Origin of the sequence: Streptomyces hyderabadensis (assembly GCF_020404845.1) — a bacterium.
GTDB classification, from domain to species: domain Bacteria; phylum Actinomycetota; class Actinomycetes; order Streptomycetales; family Streptomycetaceae; genus Streptomyces; species Streptomyces hyderabadensis.
In genome coordinates this window covers 42,927-64,225 of the sequence record NZ_JAIOJZ010000027.1, presented here as the reverse complement: position 1 = coordinate 64,225, position 21,299 = coordinate 42,927, and the positions used below count along the sequence as shown (strand labels likewise).

General features: G+C 69.0%; 26 protein-coding genes. 10 read left to right on the top strand and 16 right to left on the bottom strand.

Annotated elements, in window-relative coordinates; all coding sequences use genetic code 11:
- Nucleotides 1-7: 7 nt before the first annotated feature.
- From K7854_RS21475 to K7854_RS21415, 13 genes are all read right to left on the bottom strand, one after another.
- The gene (locus tag K7854_RS21475; RefSeq protein WP_226028171.1) at nt 8-661 is read right to left on the bottom strand and encodes a hypothetical protein; all 654 of its coding nucleotides are present in this window, start codon (nt 659-661) and stop codon (nt 8-10) included.
- Entirely contained in the window at nt 658-1,986 is a 1,329-nt protein-coding gene (locus K7854_RS21470) for a hypothetical protein (RefSeq protein WP_226028170.1), read from the bottom strand. The genes K7854_RS21475 and K7854_RS21470 overlap by 4 nt, the downstream gene beginning before the upstream one ends.
- On the bottom strand, nt 1,983-3,407 hold the full coding sequence (locus K7854_RS21465) for a putative T7SS-secreted protein (protein WP_226028169.1): 1,425 nt from the start codon (nt 3,405-3,407) through the stop codon (nt 1,983-1,985). Before K7854_RS21465 ends, K7854_RS21470 begins: the two co-directional genes overlap by 4 nt.
- Nucleotides 3,404-3,730 carry a hypothetical protein gene (locus K7854_RS21460; RefSeq protein WP_226028168.1) on the bottom strand — a complete coding sequence of 109 codons (327 nt, stop codon included), beginning with the start codon at nt 3,728-3,730 and terminating at the stop codon, nt 3,404-3,406. Before K7854_RS21460 ends, K7854_RS21465 begins: the two co-directional genes overlap by 4 nt.
- A 91-nt stretch (nt 3,731-3,821) precedes the next feature.
- Nucleotides 3,822-4,283, bottom strand: coding sequence for a TadE/TadG family type IV pilus assembly protein (locus K7854_RS21455; protein ID WP_226028167.1), 462 nt, complete (start codon nt 4,281-4,283; stop codon nt 3,822-3,824).
- The gene (locus K7854_RS21450; protein ID WP_226028166.1) at nt 4,280-4,717 is read right to left on the bottom strand and encodes a TadE/TadG family type IV pilus assembly protein; all 438 of its coding nucleotides are present in this window, start codon (nt 4,715-4,717) and stop codon (nt 4,280-4,282) included. The genes K7854_RS21455 and K7854_RS21450 overlap by 4 nt, the downstream gene beginning before the upstream one ends.
- Entirely contained in the window at nt 4,718-5,098 is a 381-nt protein-coding gene (locus K7854_RS21445; protein ID WP_226028215.1) for a TadE family protein, read from the bottom strand. It abuts the gene before it with no gap.
- Nucleotides 5,099-5,289: 191 nt separating this feature from the next.
- Nucleotides 5,290-5,550: a hypothetical protein gene (locus K7854_RS21440; protein WP_031035077.1), complete on the bottom strand. Its 261-nt coding sequence runs from the start codon at nt 5,548-5,550 to the stop codon at nt 5,290-5,292.
- A gap of 89 nt (nt 5,551-5,639) precedes the next feature.
- A complete protein-coding gene (locus K7854_RS21435) occupies nt 5,640-6,560 on the bottom strand; it encodes a type II secretion system F family protein (protein ID WP_226028165.1) in 921 nt (306 codons plus the stop codon).
- On the bottom strand, nt 6,557-7,618 hold the full coding sequence (locus K7854_RS21430) for a type II secretion system F family protein (RefSeq protein ID WP_226028164.1): 1,062 nt from the start codon (nt 7,616-7,618) through the stop codon (nt 6,557-6,559). Before K7854_RS21430 ends, K7854_RS21435 begins: the two co-directional genes overlap by 4 nt.
- A gap of 7 nt (nt 7,619-7,625) precedes the next feature.
- Nucleotides 7,626-8,933, bottom strand: a complete 1,308-nt coding sequence (locus K7854_RS21425; protein WP_134654610.1) for a TadA family conjugal transfer-associated ATPase — start codon at nt 8,931-8,933, stop codon at nt 7,626-7,628.
- A complete protein-coding gene (locus K7854_RS21420) occupies nt 8,930-9,826 on the bottom strand; it encodes a hypothetical protein (protein ID WP_226028163.1) in 897 nt (298 codons plus the stop codon). The genes K7854_RS21425 and K7854_RS21420 overlap by 4 nt, the downstream gene beginning before the upstream one ends.
- 17 nt (nt 9,827-9,843) lie before the next feature.
- Nucleotides 9,844-10,566: a hypothetical protein gene (locus K7854_RS21415; RefSeq protein ID WP_226028162.1), complete on the bottom strand. Its 723-nt coding sequence runs from the start codon at nt 10,564-10,566 to the stop codon at nt 9,844-9,846.
- Between the two features lie 502 nt (nt 10,567-11,068).
- On the opposite strand from K7854_RS21415, the gene K7854_RS21410 reads away from it, so the two are divergent.
- Both K7854_RS21410 and K7854_RS21405 read left to right on the top strand, forming a co-directional pair.
- Nucleotides 11,069-11,965: a hypothetical protein gene (locus K7854_RS21410; protein ID WP_226028161.1), complete on the top strand. Its 897-nt coding sequence runs from the start codon at nt 11,069-11,071 to the stop codon at nt 11,963-11,965.
- A gap of 123 nt (nt 11,966-12,088) precedes the next feature.
- Nucleotides 12,089-12,973 carry a hypothetical protein gene (locus K7854_RS21405; RefSeq protein WP_226028160.1) on the top strand — a complete coding sequence of 295 codons (885 nt, stop codon included), beginning with the start codon at nt 12,089-12,091 and terminating at the stop codon, nt 12,971-12,973.
- An 83-nt stretch (nt 12,974-13,056) separates the two neighbouring features.
- On the opposite strand, the gene K7854_RS21400 is transcribed toward K7854_RS21405, so the two are convergent.
- Nucleotides 13,057-13,689 (bottom strand): hypothetical protein, encoded by a 633-nt coding sequence (locus K7854_RS21400; RefSeq protein WP_226028159.1) that lies wholly within the window; start codon nt 13,687-13,689, stop codon nt 13,057-13,059.
- 316 nt (nt 13,690-14,005) lie between these two features.
- Here K7854_RS21400 and K7854_RS21395 point away from each other — a divergent pair, with 316 nt between their 5' ends.
- Nucleotides 14,006-14,611, top strand: coding sequence for a hypothetical protein (locus K7854_RS21395; protein WP_226028158.1), 606 nt, complete (start codon nt 14,006-14,008; stop codon nt 14,609-14,611).
- Here the strand turns inward: K7854_RS21395 and K7854_RS21390 are convergent.
- Nucleotides 14,600-15,172, bottom strand: a complete 573-nt coding sequence (locus K7854_RS21390) for a hypothetical protein (RefSeq protein WP_226028157.1) — start codon at nt 15,170-15,172, stop codon at nt 14,600-14,602. The two genes, K7854_RS21395 and K7854_RS21390, sit on opposite strands and share 12 nt — an antisense overlap.
- Nucleotides 15,173-15,427: 255 nt before the next feature.
- A complete protein-coding gene (locus K7854_RS21385; RefSeq protein ID WP_226028156.1) occupies nt 15,428-15,616 on the bottom strand; it encodes a hypothetical protein in 189 nt (62 codons plus the stop codon).
- 226 nt (nt 15,617-15,842) lie between these two features.
- Between K7854_RS21385 and K7854_RS21380 the strand changes: the two genes are divergently transcribed.
- The 7 genes from K7854_RS21380 to K7854_RS21350 all read left to right on the top strand — a co-directional run bounded on the left by K7854_RS21380 (nt 15,843) and on the right by K7854_RS21350 (nt 21,077).
- Complete coding sequence (locus K7854_RS21380; RefSeq protein WP_226028155.1) at nt 15,843-16,514, top strand: hypothetical protein; 672 nt, start codon at nt 15,843-15,845, stop codon at nt 16,512-16,514.
- Between the two features lie 56 nt (nt 16,515-16,570).
- The gene (locus K7854_RS21375) at nt 16,571-17,593 is read left to right on the top strand and encodes a hypothetical protein (RefSeq protein ID WP_226028214.1); all 1,023 of its coding nucleotides are present in this window, start codon (nt 16,571-16,573) and stop codon (nt 17,591-17,593) included.
- 102 nt (nt 17,594-17,695) lie between these two features.
- Nucleotides 17,696-18,007 carry a hypothetical protein gene (locus tag K7854_RS21370; protein ID WP_226028154.1) on the top strand — a complete coding sequence of 104 codons (312 nt, stop codon included), beginning with the start codon at nt 17,696-17,698 and terminating at the stop codon, nt 18,005-18,007.
- Complete coding sequence (locus K7854_RS21365; protein ID WP_345605359.1) at nt 18,004-19,209, top strand: putative T7SS-secreted protein; 1,206 nt, start codon at nt 18,004-18,006, stop codon at nt 19,207-19,209. Before K7854_RS21370 ends, K7854_RS21365 begins: the two co-directional genes overlap by 4 nt.
- Nucleotides 19,210-19,243: 34 nt before the next feature.
- Nucleotides 19,244-19,822 (top strand): hypothetical protein, encoded by a 579-nt coding sequence (locus K7854_RS21360; protein ID WP_226028152.1) that lies wholly within the window; start codon nt 19,244-19,246, stop codon nt 19,820-19,822.
- Nucleotides 19,819-20,487: a hypothetical protein gene (locus tag K7854_RS21355; protein ID WP_226028151.1), complete on the top strand. Its 669-nt coding sequence runs from the start codon at nt 19,819-19,821 to the stop codon at nt 20,485-20,487. The genes K7854_RS21360 and K7854_RS21355 overlap by 4 nt, the downstream gene beginning before the upstream one ends.
- Entirely contained in the window at nt 20,484-21,077 is a 594-nt protein-coding gene (locus K7854_RS21350) for a hypothetical protein (protein WP_226028150.1), read from the top strand. The genes K7854_RS21355 and K7854_RS21350 overlap by 4 nt, the downstream gene beginning before the upstream one ends.
- Nucleotides 21,078-21,299: the final 222 nt, after the last annotated feature.

The following is a 21,299-nucleotide window of genomic DNA, read 5'->3' as shown; positions in this document are numbered from 1 at the left end:
TCCGGGGTCACTCCGTCCAGGTCAGCGAGCCGGCGATCGCGTCGAAGAGGCCGGCCATCGCATCGGCGATCGGCTCCAGGGGCGTGGAGAAGGTGAGCAGCAGGTACGCCGTCGTGCCGGGGACGGGGAGGTGGTACTCCACCGAGACGGAGGCGTGCGCTGCTTGTGGGCCGTCCGGGCCGTCCGGGCCGTTCCCGCCCGGCTGCCGGGTGAGTCTGCGGACCCGTACGGCCGTGCCCGCGGTCAGTTCCTCGACGGCGATCTCGGGCAACGGCGAGCCCGCGTCCCCGCTCCCGTCCTCCGTCGCCTCCGCCTCCTCGGCGAGGACGCGGGCCAGGTCATCCGGCGGGAGCGGTTCCGCGTGGCGCAGCGGCGCCAGGGTGACGAGGAGCGAGGCGGGGACGGTGAAGGGGCCGGCCGCCTGGAGGCTCAGGTACAGCTCGATCCCGCCGCCGCGGTACGCCTTGGCGGCCCGGCGCCGCAGGTCGGCGCGCAGCTCCTCCTTGAGGTGCGGGGCGTTGTCGATGCCGCGGAACTGGCGCTCCACCAGGGCGTCGACGGAGCCGTCCCGCTGGTCGGGGTCGAGCAGGATCCGGAACCAGCCCTCGGGCAGCAGCAGACGGTAGTCGGCCGGGGGCGTGGGGCTTTCGGTGGGCGTCATACGGCAACTTTCCTCGGTGTCGTCCGTTGCGGGACCGGCCGGTCGAGGCGGAGGCGGCCGCGCAGTTGGTGAACCGCGTAAGGGACGCCCTGGAGGGCGAGGCCGACCGCTCCCAGGAGTACGGCGGTGAGTGCGGCGCCCGGGTGCTCGTCGGTGATCCGCAGGCCCTGGACGACGGAGAAGACGGAGCCGATGGCCATGACCGCGGTGGAGGACACCCCGGCGATGGTCCCGGGAAAGCGCGACCTGCGGCGGGCCTCCGATCCTGACACGGGGAGCATGCGCAGGCCGAGCACCGGGCCCTTCGGCCAGATCGCCTTCCCGGTCAGGCGGCGTTCGGACACCGTCAGCCCCGCGGCCCTCCGCAGCCGGGCCCAGCCGTCGGCGCCCGTCTCACCCCCGAACCAGAGGTCCCAGGGCAGGACGGCCCGCACCTGCTCCGCCGGTCCCCGCAGTTCCACACCGAGTTCGGAGCCCGCGCGGTCGCGGACCCGGACCAGTGACGTCACCGCGTGCGCGCCGGTCAGCGGGAACCAGTACTCCTGCCCGCCCAGATCCCGCAGGACCAGGTCGCGGTCCTGCACCCGCAGTTCGGTGTCCCGGCAGAACCGCACCGTGGCGCCGAGGCCCGGCGCGGGAGACGGGCGGACCCGCTCGCGCACAGTGGGGGCGTAGCGGCGCAGGCGTACCCGGGTCCAGGCGCGCAGCAGCAGCCTCGCCACCGGTGCGACGGCCGCGGTGGCCGCCAGGACGAGGATGAGCCAGGGCGCCGTCGTCCCGGAGAAGAGGACCGCCGTGAACGCCGCGAACCACGCGGCCCCGGCGACGGCCCGGACGCCCCAGTACCAGTACGGGAAGTCGTTGCCCGGCCCCAGCGCGGCTCCTGAGCCGCCCGGCGCCACCAGCGGATCGTCTCTGTCCCGCACCACGTGCAGAGGGATCCCCGCCGCCTGGAGCAGGTGGGACACCCCCGTGCGGCTGAGGAGTTGTTCGCCCCGGACGGAGCGTTTGGGAAGGGCGGGCGACTCCGGCAGCCAGTCCTCGAGGTCGAAGCGGCCGATGAGCGCCCCGTCGCGGTCCTGGAGCTGGAGTTCGCCCCAGGACCCGGGCAGGGTCGGGCCCACGCGCTCCCGGTCCTCGCCGGGGGCGTCGACGAACACGGCCCGCGCGATGCCGTTGCCGCCCACCGGGAGACGGGAGGTGCGGTGGCGGGTGCGCAGGACCAGGGCGCCGTCCTCGAAGCAGAGCCGTGCGCAGTGGCAGCGTTCGAGGCCGGGGCCGCGCGAGGCGGCCGGCCTGAGGGCGGGCTCGGGGGAAGGGGTCATCCCGTCGCCCTGTCGTACAGGGACGTGACCGCCCCGTAGGCCCCCTCGGCACCGGCGGCCACACCGGTGGCCGTGGCCCCCGCCCAGGCATTGGTCTGGCCGGTGAAGTTGCCCAGCGCATTGCTGACCGCGGGCATCTGCGTGGCGGCCGGCGCGATGCCGTCGAGGTCGGCGGCGGCCCTCGCCAGGTCCGGGTCGAGGGTGCCCGCCGAACGGGGCGCCGCCATCCCGGCGAGGCCGTCCCGCCAGCCCTGCCTGGAGAACGCGTTGCTGATCGACTTCACCCCGCCGACCGTGTCCCGGTACATGGAGACGGGGCTGAAGCCCTCCTTGATGTTGCTCCAAGTGGGCAGCTTCCCCTTGGGCATGCTGGCCATGGCCTTCGCCGCGTCCTTGCCCCGGATCGCCCCCTGGGAGCCCCGGTTGGCGAGGTTCCAGGCCTTGTTGGTCTTCATGCCGGAGGCGACCGCGCTCTTGTAGAGGTTGCTGCGGGCCAGTGCCTTGCTGCCCGCGGCCACCCCCTTGGCCCCCGCCATCGCCGCCCGGCCGAGGCCGAAGGTGGCCACGCCGACGGCGTCCAGGATCACCGACTTCCAGCTCCCCTCACCGCCCAGGGCCAGCACCAGGTCGGTGGCGAGGGCGACGACGCTGGCCAGCAGGGCGACCGCGTTGGCGACGGCCGCGATGGCCTGCCCGATCACGGGGATCCAGCCCAGGGCGAGTGCCGCGACCCCCGCCCACAGGGCGATGCGCCCCGCCCACTTGGAGATCTGGGTGAGCCAGCCCGCGTTCTCGTGGACCCAGTTCTTGAACTTGTCCTTCCAGCCGTCCTTGAGACCGTCGTTCTCGATGACGTCGTGGATGGCGTCGGCGGCCCGGCGTGCCGCGGCGTCCCTGACTTCCTTGGCGGTGCGCAGCGCCTCCCTGGCCGAGGCCAGCGCCGACGACGCGTTCTCCTTCTGTTCCTTGTACTTCTTGGTGTCCGGGTCGTCCTTGGGGGTGTCGTCGGGCTGCCCGTCCAGCGACTTCTGCGCGGCGCCGAGGTCTTCGTCGGCGGCTTCCGCGTCGCGCAGCGCCTTGTCGGCCATCTGCTGGGCCCGGTGCAGCTCCGAGGCGAACTCGGTGCTGCACACGCCGTCCACGACCCGGGTGCCGAGCGCGTCGGCCGCCTCGTCGTACCGCTTGAACGCCTTGCGGAGCTTGTCACCGGCGCCCTCGGCGGCCGACCGGAACTCGGTGGCGGCCTTGCCCTTCCAGTTCTCGACGGAGGCCAGCTCCTTGATCTCGCGGGCCTCCTTCTCGATGGCCTCGGCGGTCCTGCGCAGCTGCCGGCCGAGTTTCGCCACTTCTTCCGGGTCGCCGGGCACCGGGTCGGAACTCTCGTCGAGCACCGCCCAGCGGTGGTTAGCGGGACGCGTCACTTGCCGCCGCCCTTCTTCCCGGACCTGCCCTTCTCGTCCGCGCGTCTGAGCGCTTCGGCGAGTTCGTGGTCGATCTTGTCGTACGAGTCGGCCGCGGCCTTGGTGATCCCGTGCAGCTTCTCCAGCTCGTCCGTCAGCTGTCGGCGGTGGATCTTCCAGTTGCTGCCGAACTTGTCGAAGGCGTCGAGGATCTTCTGCGACCCGATCTCGCCGACACCGTATCCCTCGGCCGGATTGGCCCGCTCGGCGAAGGTGCCGCGGATGCGCTTCAGCGCGCGGGCGCTCTCCCGGATCCGGTCTATGTCCGCTTCCTGGTCCCCCATGGCCGCGTTCTCCTCCTGACCGTTCTTGCTGTCTTGCTCTACTGCCTTGTGCCACTGCCCTGCTCGCGCCCGCCCGGCCCGGCCGCGGGGCTCACCCCACTTCGTTCTCCGCCACCGCCCGGCCGTGGACGACCACGTCGCCGCCGTAGAACATGCCGGTGAAGACCGGGGCGTAGGTGAGCTGGACCTCGACCTGGACCTGGGCCGCGTCGGCCGTGACGCAGTGGGTGGCGGCGATGTCCGCGCCGGTCATGTCCATCTCGGCGGCGAAGGCCTTCACGCGGGCGTTGCAGTTCTCGTAGTTGATCGGGGCGGGGCCGCCCACGTCGTCGTAGAGGGCCTCGCGGTCGATGTCCTGGGCGGCGTAGCGGGCGGCCTGTTCGGCGATGTCGGCGGCGCGTTCCCGCTTGGAGATGGACATGCCGCCGTCGATGACGAAGGCCGAGAGGGAGAGGAAGACCAGCGCGAAGATGATGACCGCGCCGGCGCCCGAGCCGCGGTCGTCCAGCCGGGTGCGCCGGTCGGCGAGCCAGTCGCGTACCTGGGATCTCACGCCGTCCTCCGGTACGGGTCCAGCGGGGAGCTGAAGGTCGCCGACAGGGTGGTGGGGATGTTCAGGCCGATCGAGGCCAGCCCGCGCACCTCGCAGCTCACCTCGACCGTGAAGAGGGTGTCCGGTTCGAACCCGGCGCTCTTCTGGACGACGGAGACCGGGCCGGAGCAGACGTCCGCGAGGTTGGCCTCCGCGGCCTTCCGCGCCTCCGCGAGCGCCGTACCGTGGTCCTTCTGGATCGAGCCCGCGCGGGCCGCGTCGCGGGCGGCGCCGTCGAGTGCGCCGCGGCCGTCGACCAACTGGCCGAAAGCCACCAGGACCAGGATGAAGAGGATCATCACGGGGGCCAGGATGACCACCTCGATGGTGGACAGCCCCCGGTCGTCGGCGGCGTCCCGTCGTGGGCGGTCGCCGCCGGGGCGGGAGAGGTTCATCTAGTTGCCCCCCTCCGGCACGAAACGCTCGACCGGGCCCGCCGACTGGGCGTGCACCGTCAGGTCCAGGCCCGGGAAGACCGTGGGGATGCGGGCCGTGATCTCCACTCCGACCGTGTTCTGCTCCGGCTGGAGCATCTTCACGTCCGGGGACAGGACCAGTTGCGGGCCGAGCTGGCGGATGTAGCTGTCGACCACGTCCCGCGCCTCGCCCCGCCACGCGCCGGGCTGGGCGTCGGCCGTCGCGCGGGCCTTGCGCGCGCCCGCCTGGGCCGCGGCCTGCGCCACGTGGTCGGCGAAGAAGTACAGACCGAACTGCACCGTCGCGAAGATCATGAAGAACAGGACCGGAGTGAGCAGCACGAACTCGATCGCGGTCATGCCGGAGTCGTCGCCGCGGGTGGTCGCGGCCTCCCGCGCCACCTCCACCCTGCGGCGCGCCCGTCTGTGCACGCCCTTGAGCACGCCGCGCACAGCGCCCGGCGTCCTCGTCCCCGTCTGTCCCGTCACGTCGTCCCCGTCAGCGCCGTATGGCCCTATAGCCGTGTAGCCGTGTAGCCGTGTACGGCCGGTCAGCAGGTCTTGCCCGCGTCCGCGCCCTTGATGCAGTCGCCGACCTTGTTGGCGCCGTCGCTGAGGGCGGCGTTGATGATGGCGGCCACCACGCCGACGATCGCGACGACGACCGCGGAGATGATGACCCACTCGACCGCGGAGGCGCCGCGGTCCAGTTCACCGGAGCGGGCGCGGTCCACGCGGGCCCGCAGGAAGGTGATCAGGAAGTCGACGGGCACGATGCCCGTGGTGCCGGTGCGGAAGTTCCGTCCGTTCATGGTGGGTTCTGTCCTCTCGTGTCAGTTCTGGGAGCGAAGCGGCTCGGAGCTGTCGAATCGGGGCGGGGATGGCTGCGTCGAACGTCGCGTCACACCTGGAACACCCTCATCGCCGCCGGATAGATCAGGAACACCAGGAACCCGGCGCACAGCAGGAGCTGGGCCACGAGCATCGACTGGGACTTCTCACCCGCGCTGCCCTCGATCTCGGCGAGTTCCCGGTGGCGCATGGTCTCGGCGCGGGAGGCGAGGGACTCGCGGACCTTGGCACCGTCGTCCGCCACCAGGGCGAGGGAGGCGGAGAGGTCCTTGAGTTCCTCGACGCCCAGGTCCTCACCGAGCTGGCCCAGCGCCTGCCACTGGCTGATGCCCGTGATCCGCGCGTCGGCCAGGGCGTTGCGGATGCGGTGGGTGGCCCAGCCGTCCGACACCTCCGCCGCCGCCATCAGCGCCTCCGGCAGACCGCGGCCGCCGGCCAGGCTCATGGAGACCAGGTCCAGGTAGGCGCCGATCACCCGCCGCAGGTCACGGCGCTTCTCGGCGGCGTCGCGGCGGACCTCCAGGTCGGGGAGGAAGAAGAAGAGCGCGGCGCAGAGCAGGGCCAGCCAGACCGGGATGACCGGGCTGTCGCCGAACCCGAGCTGCCACACGATCACGAACAGGAACGGGCCGAAGAACAGCCCGCCCGCGGCCAGCAGCGCCTTCGTCGCCAGGAACTTCTCCCAGCTGCGGTCGAGCACCGCCAGGTCCGCGCGCAGCGAGCGCTGCTCCCAGCCCTGCTGGAGGTACAGCTCGGCGACCCGGGCGCCGACCTGGGCCCGCAGCGAGCCCAGCCGGCCGGTGTCCTGCGCCGCGCGGGACGACTCGTACGCCGCTCCGCGCGCCCGCATGGCGTCGATCCGGGCGACCTGCTGGATGGAACTGCGCCTGCTCGGCATCAGAGCGCGGACCAGGACGTAGATGCCCAGGCCGATGACGGCACCGACCAGCACCGGCATTGTCAGGTTCATCGTCGCACCCCCTCGTCCCCAGACGCCGCCGACGGCTGCGCCGGTTGCGCCGACTGCGCCGGGTGCGGCAGACGCTGTACGGGCTGCCCCGGCTGGGCGGAGTGGCCCGGCTGGCCCGGCGTGCGGGGGCGCACGAACTGGACGTCGGAGCCGTCCCGGACCAGGAAGCGTTCCGGCGTCTCGATGGTCGACAGCTTGCGCAGCCACCAGAAGCCCAGCGCGAACAGCCCGCACACACAGGCCAGCACGAGCTGGCCGACCGGTGAGCCGTACGGCTCGACGAAGTCCCGGTTGAAGATGGACAGGCCGAGGACGAAGAGCACCGACACCGCGACCACGATCTGCACCGAGCGGCGGGTCGAGGCGCGCTGCGCCATCACGCGCTGGCGCATGTCGACCTCCTCGCGCGCCGACTTGGCGAGCGCGCCGAGGACCTGCCGCAGACCCGGGCCGCGCAGCCGCGCGTTGAGGATCAGCGCCGCGACGATGATGTCGGCGGAGGCGTCGTCGATCTCGTCGGCGAGGTGCTGGAGCGCGTCGGGCAGCGGGGTGCGCGAGCGCAGCCGGTCGACCAGGGCGTCCAGGTGGGGGCGGAGTACCGGCGCGGCGGCGCGGGCGGAGGCCGGGATGGCCTGCTCCAGGCCGACCGCGCCCGCGATGGTGTCGCGCAGCGACTCGGTCCAGGAGGCGAGCGCCTCGACCCGCTTCATGGCGGCGCGTTCCTCGGCGGCACCGCCGAACAGGCGGTCCCAGAAGAAGACCAGGACGCCGGCCGCGATGCCGAGCACCGTCCAGCGGGTCAGCAGCAGGACGACGAGGCCGACCAGGGCCGCCGCGGAACCGCGCCGGCCCGCCCAGCGGATCAGCTCGTTGACGCGCTCGCTGGCCTGCCGCTTCTCGTGCTCGGGCTTGGCGGGCAGTCCGCGTACGGCGACGAGGAAGAGGGCGAGGCCGCCGCCGACGGCGACACCGCAGCCGAGCGCGTACAGGACGGTGGTCGAGAACAGTCCACCCATGGAGCCGAGCGAGTCCAGCGCCGCGAGTGTGGTCATCTCCATGTCCCCCTCACCCCCACGTTCCGTTGGGCCGGTAGCCGTAGGCGATGAGTTCCTCCAGGCAGGCGATGGGGGCGTGCGGGACCACCTGGCCGTCGGGCGTCTCGGCGAACACCTCGCTGGACAGCACCCGGCCGTCGACGCCGTTGACCTCGCGGACCGAGGTGACCATGCGCTGGAGGCGGCCGCCGCTCTGGAAGTCGTTGCGCCGCTGCACGAAGACGACGAAGTTGACGGCGCCGGCCACCAGCATCTGGCTGGCCTCGATCGGCAGCCGCTCGGTCGCCTGGAGAGCGTACGTGGAGATGCGGTTGAAGACCTCGTGCGAGCTGTTGGCGTGGATCGTGGAGAGCGAGCCGTCGTTGCCCTGCGACATCGCGTTCAGCATGGTGACGATCTCGTCGCCGAGCACCTCGCCGACGATGACGCGGGAGGGGTTCATACGCAGCGAACGGCGGACCAGTTCCGCCATGCTGATGGCGCCCTGGCCCTCGGAGTTGGGCAGCCGCTCCTCGAACGCCACCACGTTGGGGTGGAGTTCGGGGAAGGTGTCGAGGCCCAGCTCCAGCGCGCGTTCCACGGTGATCAGCCGCTCGTGCGGCGGGATCTCGTTGGCGAGGGCGCGCAGCAGGGTCGTCTTTCCGGCGTTGGTGGCGCCCGCGATCATGATGTTCTTGCGGGCCCGGACCGCGCAGGCCAGGAAGTGGCCCAGCTCGGGGGTGAGGGTGCCGTTGCCGACCAGGTCGGAGATGAAGACCTTGCCCAGGCGGGCGCGGCGGATGGAGAGCGCCGGGCGCCGGGCGACGTCCATGACCGCCGACAGACGCGAACCGTCCGGCAGCCTGAGGTCCAGCTGCGGGTTGGCGGAGTCGAAGGGGCGGGAGGACAGGCCCGAGTAGGCGCCGAGGATCTGGATCAGCTCGATGAGTTCCTCGTCGGTCTCGGCGACCGGCTCGCCGCGCACCTCGCGCCCGTCGGAGTAGCCGACGAAGACGTGGTCGCAGCCGTTGATGTCGATGTTCTCGACCTCGGGGTCGTCGAGCAGCGGCTGGAGCCGCCCGACGCCGAAGAGCGCGGCGTGCACGGCGGCCGCGTACGCCTCCTCCGTCTCCGCGTCCAGCGGCGTACGCCCGGCGTTGATCTCGGCGCGGGCGTACTCCTCGAGTATCTGCGCGATGACGGCGCGGGCGTAGTGCCGTTCGTCCTCGGTGGACATCGGCGTGACGCCGGCGACCTGGTCCTGGCGGCGCTGCTCGGCGATGCGGTCACCGGCGTCCTGCCGGAACCGCTTGACCAACGAGTGGTCGACAGCGGTCATCGGCCGGCCCCCGCGTGGCCGGACATGCCGGCCGGGCCTGCGTGGCCCGCGGCACCGGGGCCGGCGTGACCGGCCGGGCCGGTGCTGGGCATGGACCAGGCGGCGCCGAACTGCTGGTACAGATCCGAGGCGACCTTGCGGGCCGAGCGGACGAGCAGCGACTTCTCCAGCCGCCCGCGCCTGCGCCCGGCCAGCTGCTCGGCCCCGGCGGGGTCGTCGGCGATGGTGCCGACCACGCGGGCGCCGGTCTGGGCGTGCACCAGCATGTCGTTGACCTGGCCGGACAGCTTGGCCGCGTTGTTGGTGTCGGCGACCAGGACGACGCCGATCAACGGCAGGCCGAGGCTCGATGCCCCGCGCGCTCCGCCGTGCAGCTTGTTGGACAGCGCGGCGGCGCGGTCCCGCACCCGGGCGATGGCCTCCGGCTCGGTGCGGGAGAGCAGCAGCACCAGGGCGGCGTGCGGGAAGAGTTCGGTGGCCGGGGAGTCCCCGCTGATCCGGCCGCAGTCGGCGATGACGTCGGCGGGCGCGTTCGGGGAGTCGCCGAGGGCGGCGAAGGCCCGGCCCAGGGTGGGCCACAGCCCGGCGAGCCCGGCGGCCTGCTCGGAGATGCCGAGTCCGACGAGGACTTCGAGACCGCCGCTGAGCGGCTGTACGTGGTCCCAGAGCTGGTCGGGCACCAGGCCGCGGCGGGCGGTGGCGGCGATCGACAGCATGCCGGTGTTCGGGTTCAGCGGACCGCCGTGCGCGGCGGCCGACCGGTACACCAGGTCGCCGCCCGCCGGGTCGGTCTCGGCGAGCAGCACCCGGCGCGGCCAGACCGCCGCGAGGGCGACGGCCGCGGTGGTGACGCCGGGGGAACCCTTGTCGGCGGCGAGGGCGATGAGGGCCATGGCTTCTTCGTCGCCTTCTAGTTGCCGGGGATGAGGACGACGGCGACCTCGCCGGCGGACGCGGCCTGCGCCAGGGCCGCGGCGTCGTCGGCGTCGACGGTCAGCGTGACGGGCAGGTTGGTGCTGGTGATGCCGTCGCTGGAGCCGGCGCCGGCGGACTCCACCACCGCGCGCTCGACCAGCAGCGAGCTGTCGGCACCGGCCGAACCGGAGGCACCGCCGTCCTGGTCGCCGCCGCCGGAGGTCTTGGTGCCGACGCGGTAGACGGCGACGTTGTCGCCCGATTCCAGGCCCTTCGGGTACTGGCCCTCCTTGAGGGAGACGCCGACCGTGGCCTTGCCCTGCTCCATGCCGGACTTGTCGGCGAACATCTCGCCGACGACCACCGTGCCCTTGTAGAGGGTGGACCTGGCCTGGAGCTTCATCAGGCTCTCGCGCTGGGACCAGGCGACGAAGTTGGCGCCGGAGTCGTCGTTCACCATGACGGACTTGATGTTGTCCTGCGTGATGGAATCACCGGCCTTGACGTCGGCCGTCAACTGGATGGCCTCCACCCGGTCCCCGGCCCTCAGCACCAGCATCGTCGCGCCCAGCGCGCCCACCAGGATCAGCAGCACCGCCAGCGCGGCCAGCGCCGGTTTGCGCTCGCGAGGGGGGCTGGGAAGCCGGTCACCGACCGACGGCTGAGCCGGAGCCGCGGAACGTCCCGCGCCCGCCCCCGTACGCTCCTGGATCTTCACGCAACCGCTCCCCGTACAACCAAGAAAATTGTCTGCCACGTGCGCACTTGGGCGCCGATCACCCAAGTACGCAGAAGTACCTGCAATTTCGGACACTTCACTCGTGCCCGCCCGACCTTTGACGTCCCGGGGCATCCCCTGACGCACCCGCCCGACCTGGGCGAATAACCAGCAGTAAGGCGAGTGTCAAGCCATCGCACCGTATCAGCCGCACATAAGCCCCTCAAGGCATGCCCACCCCCTGCGCGACACCCCGCCCGCCCTTACTCATCTGCAACTTCGCACTGCCGCAACCCCGTTGAGCACGCCCCGTCGAGCAGCCCCTCCCACTGTGCGCGCGCGAATCCGGAACGACCAGTCCCGGACACCGTCCGCGTGCCGTTCGTCACGGAGCGCCCATGGGTCCTGCACGATTCACTCACGGGGGACCCGACGGCCCGTGCCATGATCTTCGCTCGTATCAGTGACGGGCCCGTACGGAGAGGGCATCGGGGGGGGACGGATGAGTCTGCTTCCAGTGAGCGGGGCGGCGTTGCGGTCCGACGCCCGGGTACGGAAGGCCGCGCGGGACATCGGCGCTCGCCACGGCGTCGACTACACCGACGACGCGGCCGTGACCGCGCTGCTGACGGAACGCCGGAAGGCCCTGGAGTCGGAGCAGCGCCGACCGGCGGCCTGGCTGGGCCTGCTGGCACTGATGGCGGGCCTGTTCCTGCCGTTCGGGATACCGATGTCCCCGGCCTTGGACGCGCACCTGTTCCCCGTACTGGGTGCCGCGGCCGCCCTGACGGTCGTCGGCGTGGCCCTGGTCGTCCACGCGCGCACCCACTGGAAGCGCGCTCTGCGCTCCGGCCCCCTCGACGGCTACCGCGAGGTCCTCGGCATCGCCCGCGCCCACGGCATCCCGCTGGCGCACATACCACCGTGGCTGGAGGGCCGCACGACGAGCGGGGGCGGGAAGGGGGCGGCGCCGATCCCGACGTATCCGGAGGTGGCCCCTTCGACGCCGTCGGCGGCATCGCCGGCCTCACCGGCATCCACCTCCGCCGCCACACCCGTGTCCGCGTCCGTACCGCCGAAGCCCTCGGCCGTCGCGTACTACGAGCACATGGCGGACGCGGGCGGCTGGCACGACGAGACGGGCTGCCTCCTGGTCCTCGCCGGCGCGGGCGGCGCGATCTGGGCCGCCACCACGGGCACCGCGATCGGCTACGCGGCACTCGTCCTCGTCCCCGTGGCCGTCCTCGTCTGGCTGGCGGGCCGTCGCCAGGGCCGGGAGAAGGAGGAGTTGCGCGAGCAGGCCCTGGAGTACATCAGGGCCCTGGAGGCGGCGCAGGCAGCGGGCGCGCGCGTACCGGAGCTGTCCCCGCAGCTGCGCCGACTGATCGACGGCGACTGATCCCTCTCCCCACCCGCCCACGGACCAACGGAGCACCCATGCACCGCCCCACATCGCCAGCCCGCTACTCCCTGTTCTCGCCTGCGGTGGTGAAGGCGCGGAACGGAAAGCTGGGTTGAGGTCATGACAGACCTGCGACTGCGCGGTGCGGCGGGCGTCACCGCGGGCGTGATCGCGCTCGCGCTCACCGTGCTCGTGGCGGTGTCCCGGCCGGAGCTGTACGAGTGGGCCCGGACGAAGGCCGAGGAACGGGACCGGACCGGCGAGGCCGTCATCTTCGCCTGGGCCCTGATCGTCCTGCCCGTGGCCGGACTGCTGCAGACACCGGTGGCGCGAAGGCGCGGGGCGCGGATCGGCGCGGGCTGGGCCCTGCTGGCCTGCTATTGGCTCTTCGTGCTGCTTCTGGTCCCGGTGGCGTGGCAGGCGGAAGGGCTGTTCCCCGCGAGCGACGGTCCCGGCAGGAGCGGCGGCGTCTTCGGCGCGGCGATCGGGCTGGTGCTCGGCACGCCGGTGTACGCGGTGGTCTCGGGAGCGGTCTTCCGTACGGTGCGGCCCGAGGAGACCCTGGGCGAGCAGGTGCGCGGTCACGTGTCGGGCGTCGTCGTCCTCACCAGTGTGCTGGCCGGTGCCGTCGTGGGCCTGGCCTGCGGACTCGGCTTCCGTCTCCCGGCCTCGGGCGCGCCCGCCCTCGTCCTGCCCGGCGGCGTCCTGTGGGGACTGCACGCGGGCGCGGCCCTGGGCTACGTCGTCGCGGGCCGCCTGCAACCGTCGCCCGCCGCAGGCCGCACGACGACTGCCACGGCGCGCACATTCGCCCGCACGGGCGCGGCCGTCTTCCTCTGCTGCCTGTGCGTGTCCCAACTGGGCTGGGTGCTGCCGGGGTGGGCGGTCGCGGTGGTGGGGGTGCCGGCGCCGTTCCTGCTGTTCGGGTGCGCGGTGCGGTGGGAGTGGCTGGGACGGTGGGTGAGCTTCCGGACGGTGGAGGTGCCGAAGGGGGCCTTCGGGTGAGGGGGGCCGGCCGGGCGGGTCGTCGCTGACTGCGGGCGGCGCGTCTCTTCCCCCTGCCTTGCTTGCGCAGCCTCCGCAGGCGCTCATACTCCGTCATACGCTCGATCCCACCGGCTCTGCCGCACGCCGCCCCACGTGCCCATCACGACGGCCGCCCCGAAGAGCGTCGTGAGGAGCACGCCGTGGGAGCTGGTGCGCCCGTCGTCGGGACTCGCGACGCCTTCGGGGTCGTACCGCACGCGCAGTTCGTCTCCCTTCGACGTCGAGTCACGGCAGCCGTCGCTCTCCGAGAGCGAGGGAGAGATGTCCTGACCGTCGACGGTGCGCAGTTCGCAGTGGTTGGTGCTGCTGTAGTCCGCGCTGACGACCACGGCGTCGGCGGACACGCCCCGGTCCGCCAAGGCGGTCGCGCCCCCGGCGACCGTACCGAGGACTCCCAGGGCAACCCCGGCGATCGGCGGCACGATCAACTGCCAGGCCACCTTCCGCTTCTTGCGCGGCACCCGGCGCAGCAGGAGTACCGGGACCAGGAGCGACGCCAGGGGAAGGATCAGAATCGCGAGCAGACCCCCGACCCCACGCACCACGGTCGGAAGCGGCACGACGGGCCCCAGCCAGGACAGCCCCAGCGAACCCCCGGCGCACAGCAGACTGAACGCCAGCCACCGCACCAGGTCAGACCTGGCCGCCCCGTTCCGGGATATGACATCTGCCACGTGACTCCTCGCCCCTCACTGACCTCTCGCGCGTCCAGAGCACGGTAGCGATTCCTGAACCGGTTCACGCTGGCGAAACCGGGAAGCACGCGGATACCGTCAGTAGCCTCGACCGCACTTCTGTCTCACGGGGAGTCCACTGTGAAGCGCCGCTCTTTGCCCATTGCCGCCGCGCTCGCCGCCGTCACGGTCCAGGCGACCCAATCCGTGAACCGCTGAGCCGCCGTCCCCCTGTGTTCCCTGTATGTCCCCGTACAGCGAACGCCTCCCATCGCGGTGGGGAGCTTGCCCGGCCCGGTCCCAGGAGGTTGGTCCGATGTTCCTGCGGCCCCAGCTCAGGGCACTGCTGCGGGACGGCTCGCGGGGCGCCGAGCGGCATGACGCCCGCAACCTGCAGCGGTCGTGGCGCAAGTTCGCCGCCTTCGCTTACGTGGCCGAGCAGTACGGGTACCGGTTCGAGGGGTTGTCCCCGCTCTCCCCGAAGGGGAGCCCGAACCCGTACTTCGCCTTCCGCCGGCTTCCGGATGCCGCGGAGCGGGTCGCTCGGAGCGCACAGCAGTACCCCACCGCGGCGGAGGGCGGGCAACTGCCCGGCATGCGGCCCGGAGGCAACCGCTTGCGACCACTGGCCGAGGTGCGGCAGGACGTCGACCTCCTGCACGCCCGCATCATGGTCGACTACAGCCGTACCCACCGGCGTCGAGGCCTGACCGCCCTCCTGGTCCTGCTGATCGCCATGCTCATTCCCCTGTCCCAGACCGGCTTCAGTTCTCAGTCGTTGCTCGTGTGCGGCGGCATCTGGCTGTTCTTCGCCGCACTGTGGCTGACGGGACTCGTCATCGCACGACACCGGTACTCGAAGTACAGTCGCGTGCTCCGGGACGCAGGGGTCGACTGGCCCCCGAATCCTTCACTCGCCTAGAGCCGCGGAAAGCCGCGCGAGGTGCCTCGCCCGGCAGAGACGGGACACGGCGAGACCAACGAGGTAGAGGCAGAGGAACACCGCCCAGATGCCCGCGGCGAGGAGGACCCGGCCCCTCGTGTATCCCGGAAAGAAGAGGAACACGGCCATGACGAGCGGAAGCAGCAGGACGTTGCTGAGCACGCGCGGGTTGTAGCGTCCGCTCGCGTCGACGACCATCCGCGAGTAGAGCAACTCGACCCGCGGCCGAGCCGCCTCGGTCGGAGTGAGGCCGAGGCCGGGACGCATGCCGGGCAAGGTCCCGGACCCGGCAGTGGGCTCGAACGTTTCCGAGGACGCGGGCACCTCACGCGGGCCGGAAGTGCGCTGGAAGACGAAGTAGGGATTGTTCAGTGCCGCGTTGCCCGGGGCGTGCCCCGCGTAGCTGTAGCCGAACTGCTCAGCGACGTAGGCGAAGGCCGCGAACTTCCTCAGGCCGGGGATGAGCGGTCGTACGACGAACTCTCGCGCCTCCTCCCCCACCGCCTTCATCAGCACGTCGACGAGACGCCTCTCGTCCATCTCCCACCTCTCGACCACTCGCCACGCCGTCCAGAGCCCCGGGGGGCCGCCCCATGACGTGGCGCAGAGCCTAGGACAAGCCGTCCCCCTCGTCGCCAGGGACCGCGGGCCGCCCGACCATGCTCCTCGGCGCAGTGTCCCTCGCGCCGCACCACTTTCGCTCGCCGCCGGCCCGGCGGCGGACACACTGTCGTGAGAGGGCATACGTCCGCAGAGAGCCGAAGCCAAGAACATCCCCGGCTCCGTCGCAGAGCACTAGATGTGGATGACGACCTGTCGTAGGGGATGTCCGAGCGCATCCGCGAGGGAGGCCAGTTCTTCGTCCGTCAGCCATGCCCGGTTCGGATACAGGACCTCGATCCTGAACCGCGCGAACCCCATCGGCCAGTCATACACCAGCTCGTTGAGCGACGCTTCGGCGCCACAGCAGGGGACCGTCACCATGAGCGTCGAAAAGCCTTCGGCGTAGCGCTCTGAGACTGCCTCCCCGTGCCCGCCAGAGTCCGCTCCTCATCCACCGACCGGGCGAACCTATACGGTCACAGCACCAACTACTCGCAAGTCCAGCGCACCGTGGCCTCTCCTGAACCAGTTCACTCTGGCGAAACCGGGAAGCACGCGGATACCGTCAGTAGCCTCGACCGCACTTCTGTCTCACGGGGAGTCCACTGTGAAGCGCCGCTCTTTGCCCGTTGCCGCCGCGCTCGCCGCCTCAGCCGCTCTGCTGCTGACGGCCTGCGGGGGCGGGGACGACAAGTCCAGCGACAACGACAAGATCGCGGGGGCCGACCAGGGATCTGCGACCCCGAGCGAGACAGCTGAGTCTTCGGCGGCCCCGGCGGAGGACAAGCCGGACGGCGTGGACCTGTCCCTCCCGAAGGACATGAACCTCGTCTTCGACTGGGACAAGCCGAATGACAAGGACGAGGCGGCCGCGATGGACGATGCGGCGAACTACCTGCGCGCCATCTACCGGGGCGTCGACAAGCGCACGACCAAGGACGCCGCCCTGGCCGCCTATGCCACGGGTGACGGAGTCCACTACGCCGAGACGCAGATCAACGAGTGGATCAAGGGTGGCTGGACCGGCACCGGTACCCGCCGTCACTACGACGCCACCACACGATCCGCCCCGAACGGCAATTCGGTTGAGGTCGCATTCTGTGCGGACACCGGAAAGTTCTACGGAAAAGAAGTCAAAACGGGGAAGGTTCTGAAGTCCGAGCCCAGCCTCAAGGACTTCAACTACTACAAGATCATCATGACCAAGTACCCCACCGGTGAGGACCTGTGGCAGGCGTCCAAGGTGTTCGTCGAGACGGAGGCCAAGAAGTGCCAGTGAGCAGACCACGGCGCCGCCTCCTCGGCAGCAGCGCCGCCCTGGCCGTCGCGACCGGCATGGTCTTACTCACAGCCCCGAACGCCACCGCGGAACCAGTGGACACCGGCAAAGGCGGCAGCGCAGAGCCAAAAGGCGGCAGCGACGAAACCGGCATCTACGCCGCCGCACGCATCACGTACTCCGGATCCGTCGCCCCGGACGGCGGCACCGGGAACGTGACGTCCGCCGACGTCAACTGGACTCCCCCACCCTGCTGGTACGCCCCCTACCTCGGCGCCAAGGACTTCAAAAAGAAGATGTCTGCCGAAATAGAGAAGGCCGCGAGCGCGCCCGGGATGACGGGGACCCCGGCTGCGGCGATCGGCCAGACGAAGGCGCACTACGAGGACGAGTACGGCTGGACGGACACCCCCGGTTACAAGGACTACAACGTCGCCAAGGACGGCGAGGGAATGTTCTGGGCCGGCGTCGAGAATCCCAACGAGCCCGACTACCTGAAGCGCACCTCCTGCACCGACCTCCCCTTTTGGGTCGACAACGGTGAGGCCCCGCCGCCTCAGTACGAGGAGGCCATCACCCCGGAGATACTCGCCGCCCTCGCGTACCAGCACATGGAGCTGCCCGGCACTGAGGTCACCCTGGCCCCCGCCCAGACCACGAAGGTGAACCTGCCGACCTGGGCGTGGCTCGACAAGGCCGACTTCCACGAGGTCGAGGCCACCGCGGTCATCAACGCCCCCGGCTTCGCCCTCACGGCCACGACCACCGCCAAGCCGGTGTCGCTCAGGCTGGAGCCGGGCACCCCGGACGCAGAGACCTACCCGGCCTCCGGGGAGTGCACGATCAACGGCGACGGCTCCATCGGCGAGCCCTACGCCAGGGGCAAGGCCGAGCGGACACCGCCCTGCGGCATCAAGTACCTCCGCTCCTCCGGGGACGGCACCTTCGACCTCACGGCCACCATCACCTGGGAGATCGCCTGGACCGGCACCGGCGGCGCGGGCGGCGACCTGCCCGACGGCACCTTCGAGAACGCCCAGGCGATCACGGTCCAGGAGATCCAGTCCGTGAATCGCTGATGAAGCCCACAAAGCAATGTGGAGGAGCTCACCACAAAACAATTCGCAACAGTCACATGAACTGGAGTCCGCAGCTTCATTGCGATCAGGGGGATAAATATTATGAGCGACAGAACGCGAGCAGACCTAGAAACCATACGGGACTGTTCCGACTCACTGTTCCGAATACACCGAGAATTCAAGGAGCATGGGAACCCCGCCGAGGAATACGGCGACGAACTGGGCAGCAAAGACCTGCGTGACGTTTTCGGTGAGTTCTCAGACACCTGGAAGAAAACTCGAAAGAAACTCATGAAGGACATCGAGAATCTGGCAAAATTCACAAAGGCTGCGGCCGACACATACGACGAAGTCGACCACAAACTCGCCGAGGCCCTCCGGGACGCGCGCAGGAAATCAAAGGGGAAAAAGTGAGTTCGCGACCGCGCGATTGGGAGCCTCTTCACGACGGTGACCCCATACCCGGAGATCCCTATGAGGTTGCTGCACTCGGTAAAAAGTTGCGCAATATGGCTGACGAAATCGACAAACAATCCAGAAATATTCGGGCCTTGTCGTCCGTTGAGGGATGGGACAGTGATGCTGGGCGTGCTTTTCATGAGATAGCAGACGGTACGTCCGGCCGCCTCAAGCGAGCATTTGATCGCTATGACGAGGCGGCCAAGGCATTGGGGACGAAAGTCGTCGATGGCGAGGAATCAAAAGAGTACGCCAGCGAGTTGCACCGAGCGCAAAGGATCGCAGACAAGGCTCTGCATAAATACCGAGAAGCGGAGACGGACCACAAAAGCGCCATCGGCGACCTGAAACAATACGAAGGCACTGTTCCGTCCCGCGACGACGTGACGGACCGCACTCGCCTCGAGAAGAAACGTGACGCCGCGATGGATATCATCCGCGAGTGCCACAGCGAAATCGGGCGAGCCAAGATAATACGCGATGACGCGGCGAAATCAGCTGCTAAGCACATAAAGAACATCGTGCATCACGACGGGGTCCGCGATCCCGGCGGGATCATGAACTTCCTTGCCGACTGGGCTGACAGACTGTCCAATGTTTCAGCGATACTTTCCGTACTAGCAGTTATTTGCGCATTTGTCCCTCCTCTTCAGATATTGGCTCCGATCTTTGCGGGTTTGTCGGTCGTCACGAGTGCCATGGCATTGGCTGGTCACGCTTACGACATGACCGTCCGCGGGGGTAAGTTCAGCGCAACACGCCTGTTTTTTGACGCCTTGGGTGTTATGCCAGGGCTTGGAGCGTTGAAGGGCTTCAGCGCCCTCAAAGGGCTCAAGGGGCTGGCCAAGCTGCGCGGCATTCGATTCAGCGGAAGCGCCGCACTGGAAGGCGTCGGATTCAAGTTCTTCAACGGCATCGCCGTCAACACCGTGAACAAGATTCTTACCAAAGCGGGGAAACCTGTAATCGCGGGCGAAAAACTTACCGCCGCCATCAAGACAGGAGGGTTCGCCAGTGCCATGGTGAAAATATTCTCTGGTCAAAATGGCGAACCGACCGGTGACCCAGGAGACCTGCCGAAAGTCAAACCCAGCCCTTCTCCGCAGCCCGCCCCCACACCCTCGCCCGCGCCCTTCCACACCGCCCTGGCTCGGTAACCTACCGAGCCACTAGCCAAGGAGAATGACTTCGATGCCGACAGAAGGCCACCAACTCGGCCCGGGCGAGTACAGAGCCCGTGGGAACATTGTCCGGAAGATGGTGCCCGGCGAAGTGCTGTCTCGTGTACCTGAAGCACGGGAACTAGCAATCTCGGAGGGGCGACGCCTGCACTACGACTTTCTTGACGATGAGGCCGTTCTCAAGCTTTTGCGCCTTCGTCACCTGGACGACGTAAAGCTGCATAGCGCAGGCATGAAACTAGGAGTTCCGTCTGTGTTGATAATCGCAGCATTGTTCGTTTATTGGGGCGGCTACGTTCAGTATTGGGAATCAACGAAGTCTCAGAATCTGTACTACGCGGCATGCGGAGCGGCCCTTGCTGCGATCGTTCTGCTCTACGTGATTTCACTAACCCGACACTGGGGGAGCCGGTCACGTCAGAAAATGCGCGCCCGAGCGGCGGCCTACCGTAAGATCGCGCACGTCGCAGCAGAAAACGGTGCCGAGCTGCCTGACTTCTACCCGCACTACGGCCCCTACCCTTTCGCCGCCGCGTTCCACGCCGATGCGGCGGAATTGGAAATGCCTGACGAAGCAGGCACCCGATGAGCACGACTACGTCAGAGAACGAACTCGCTTCAGTGTCCGAGGGACAGGCAGTACACGTTCGTTGGATCATGCCTCAAGGCTTCTACGAGTTGCCTACGGATGTTGAATCCGTTGATGAGCTGGCTGATGAGCTGATCTCCTTGGCGCAACAAGTGATGCCCGATGCGCCCGAGAGCATGCAATACCAGTGGGCTGCTCTCTGTGCGGGAAACTACGATGCCTTCGTCGAAGGCGGCATCCAGTACGCCGGATTCGTCATCACAGAAGTCGACGGCACACGCTGTACAGCGACGGTTCATGTCTCCATGACGGAACTTGCGGACGAGGCTCGGCTGCGCCCGATACTTGCCACGGCCGGGGCGCTCCGTGACCTCGGCCAGGGTGAGGTCACGGAAATCGACCTTCCTTGCGGGCCTGCCGTATCATGGATCGGCGCCCGGCAGGCCGTCGTCGACGCCGCTCTCTCACCATCTGGCCAGACCGAGCCGTTCTGGACATCGTTCATCCAGGCTCAGGTCCCATTGCCCAATGGCACTGTCGTCGTGATGGAAATGGTGACACCGACGCAAGAAGGGTGGGAGGTCTTCTCGTCCATGTTCGCCGGTATCCTGAAGACCCTTAGCTTTTTCGACGACGAGGGTACGCCCGTGAGGCTCGTCCCGTGAGCAATACGCAATACGGCTGCCCACCGGACGACTACCGTCTACTCGTTCCCCGAGACTGGTTTCGTATCGACCTGGTGATCGATCGATGGCGACCTCAACTGAAGAAGTTCATCGATCAACAAGCAACTCGTCGGCAGCTGTCCAGAGATGCCGGCCACGAACTCTGGGTCTCCTTGCGCAACGCTGTGGAGACGGGTGTGTCCCAAGGAGCTCTGGAGCTCTACCTGCGTACGGATATCGCCGTCGGTACGACCGCTCCTGCCACCTTGATGGTCTCTCTGCTCCCCATGCGTGATGCTCTGCATGCCTCACCTGAAGAATTCGCACAAGCTTTGTCGCGCCGGGAAGAAAAAGGAGCGAGTGTCTCCGTCTCCAGCCTACCGGCCGGAGCTTGCGTACGTGTATCCACGACGACGACGCTGGAGTACTACGTCCAAATGCCCGGCGAGGCAGGCTACATACTGCTCTCTTTTACCCTTCCGCTGAGCGGCGTACAAAGCTCCTTGGGTGAGCTGTGCGAGGCCATGGCCGGCTCCCTGCGTTGGATACACAACACCGCTCCCCATGAGCAACATCAATCACCGCCGTAACGAATTTAACGAGGCGGAAGTGACTCACATGGGGATCCGGAAGCGCAGGCCGGAAGAGACGCTTCTCGGATCGAGTCCCCGTCACCTTCGCCACAGGAACTGCCATGCGAGTCAGAGGCAGACGGTGATTTCGGGATGAAGAGCGCAACGACATTCAGGGAGAGCTGGACGACTGGCCTGCGGGGCCGGTGTGCGGCGCACGGTCGACCGGCGTTGGCACGG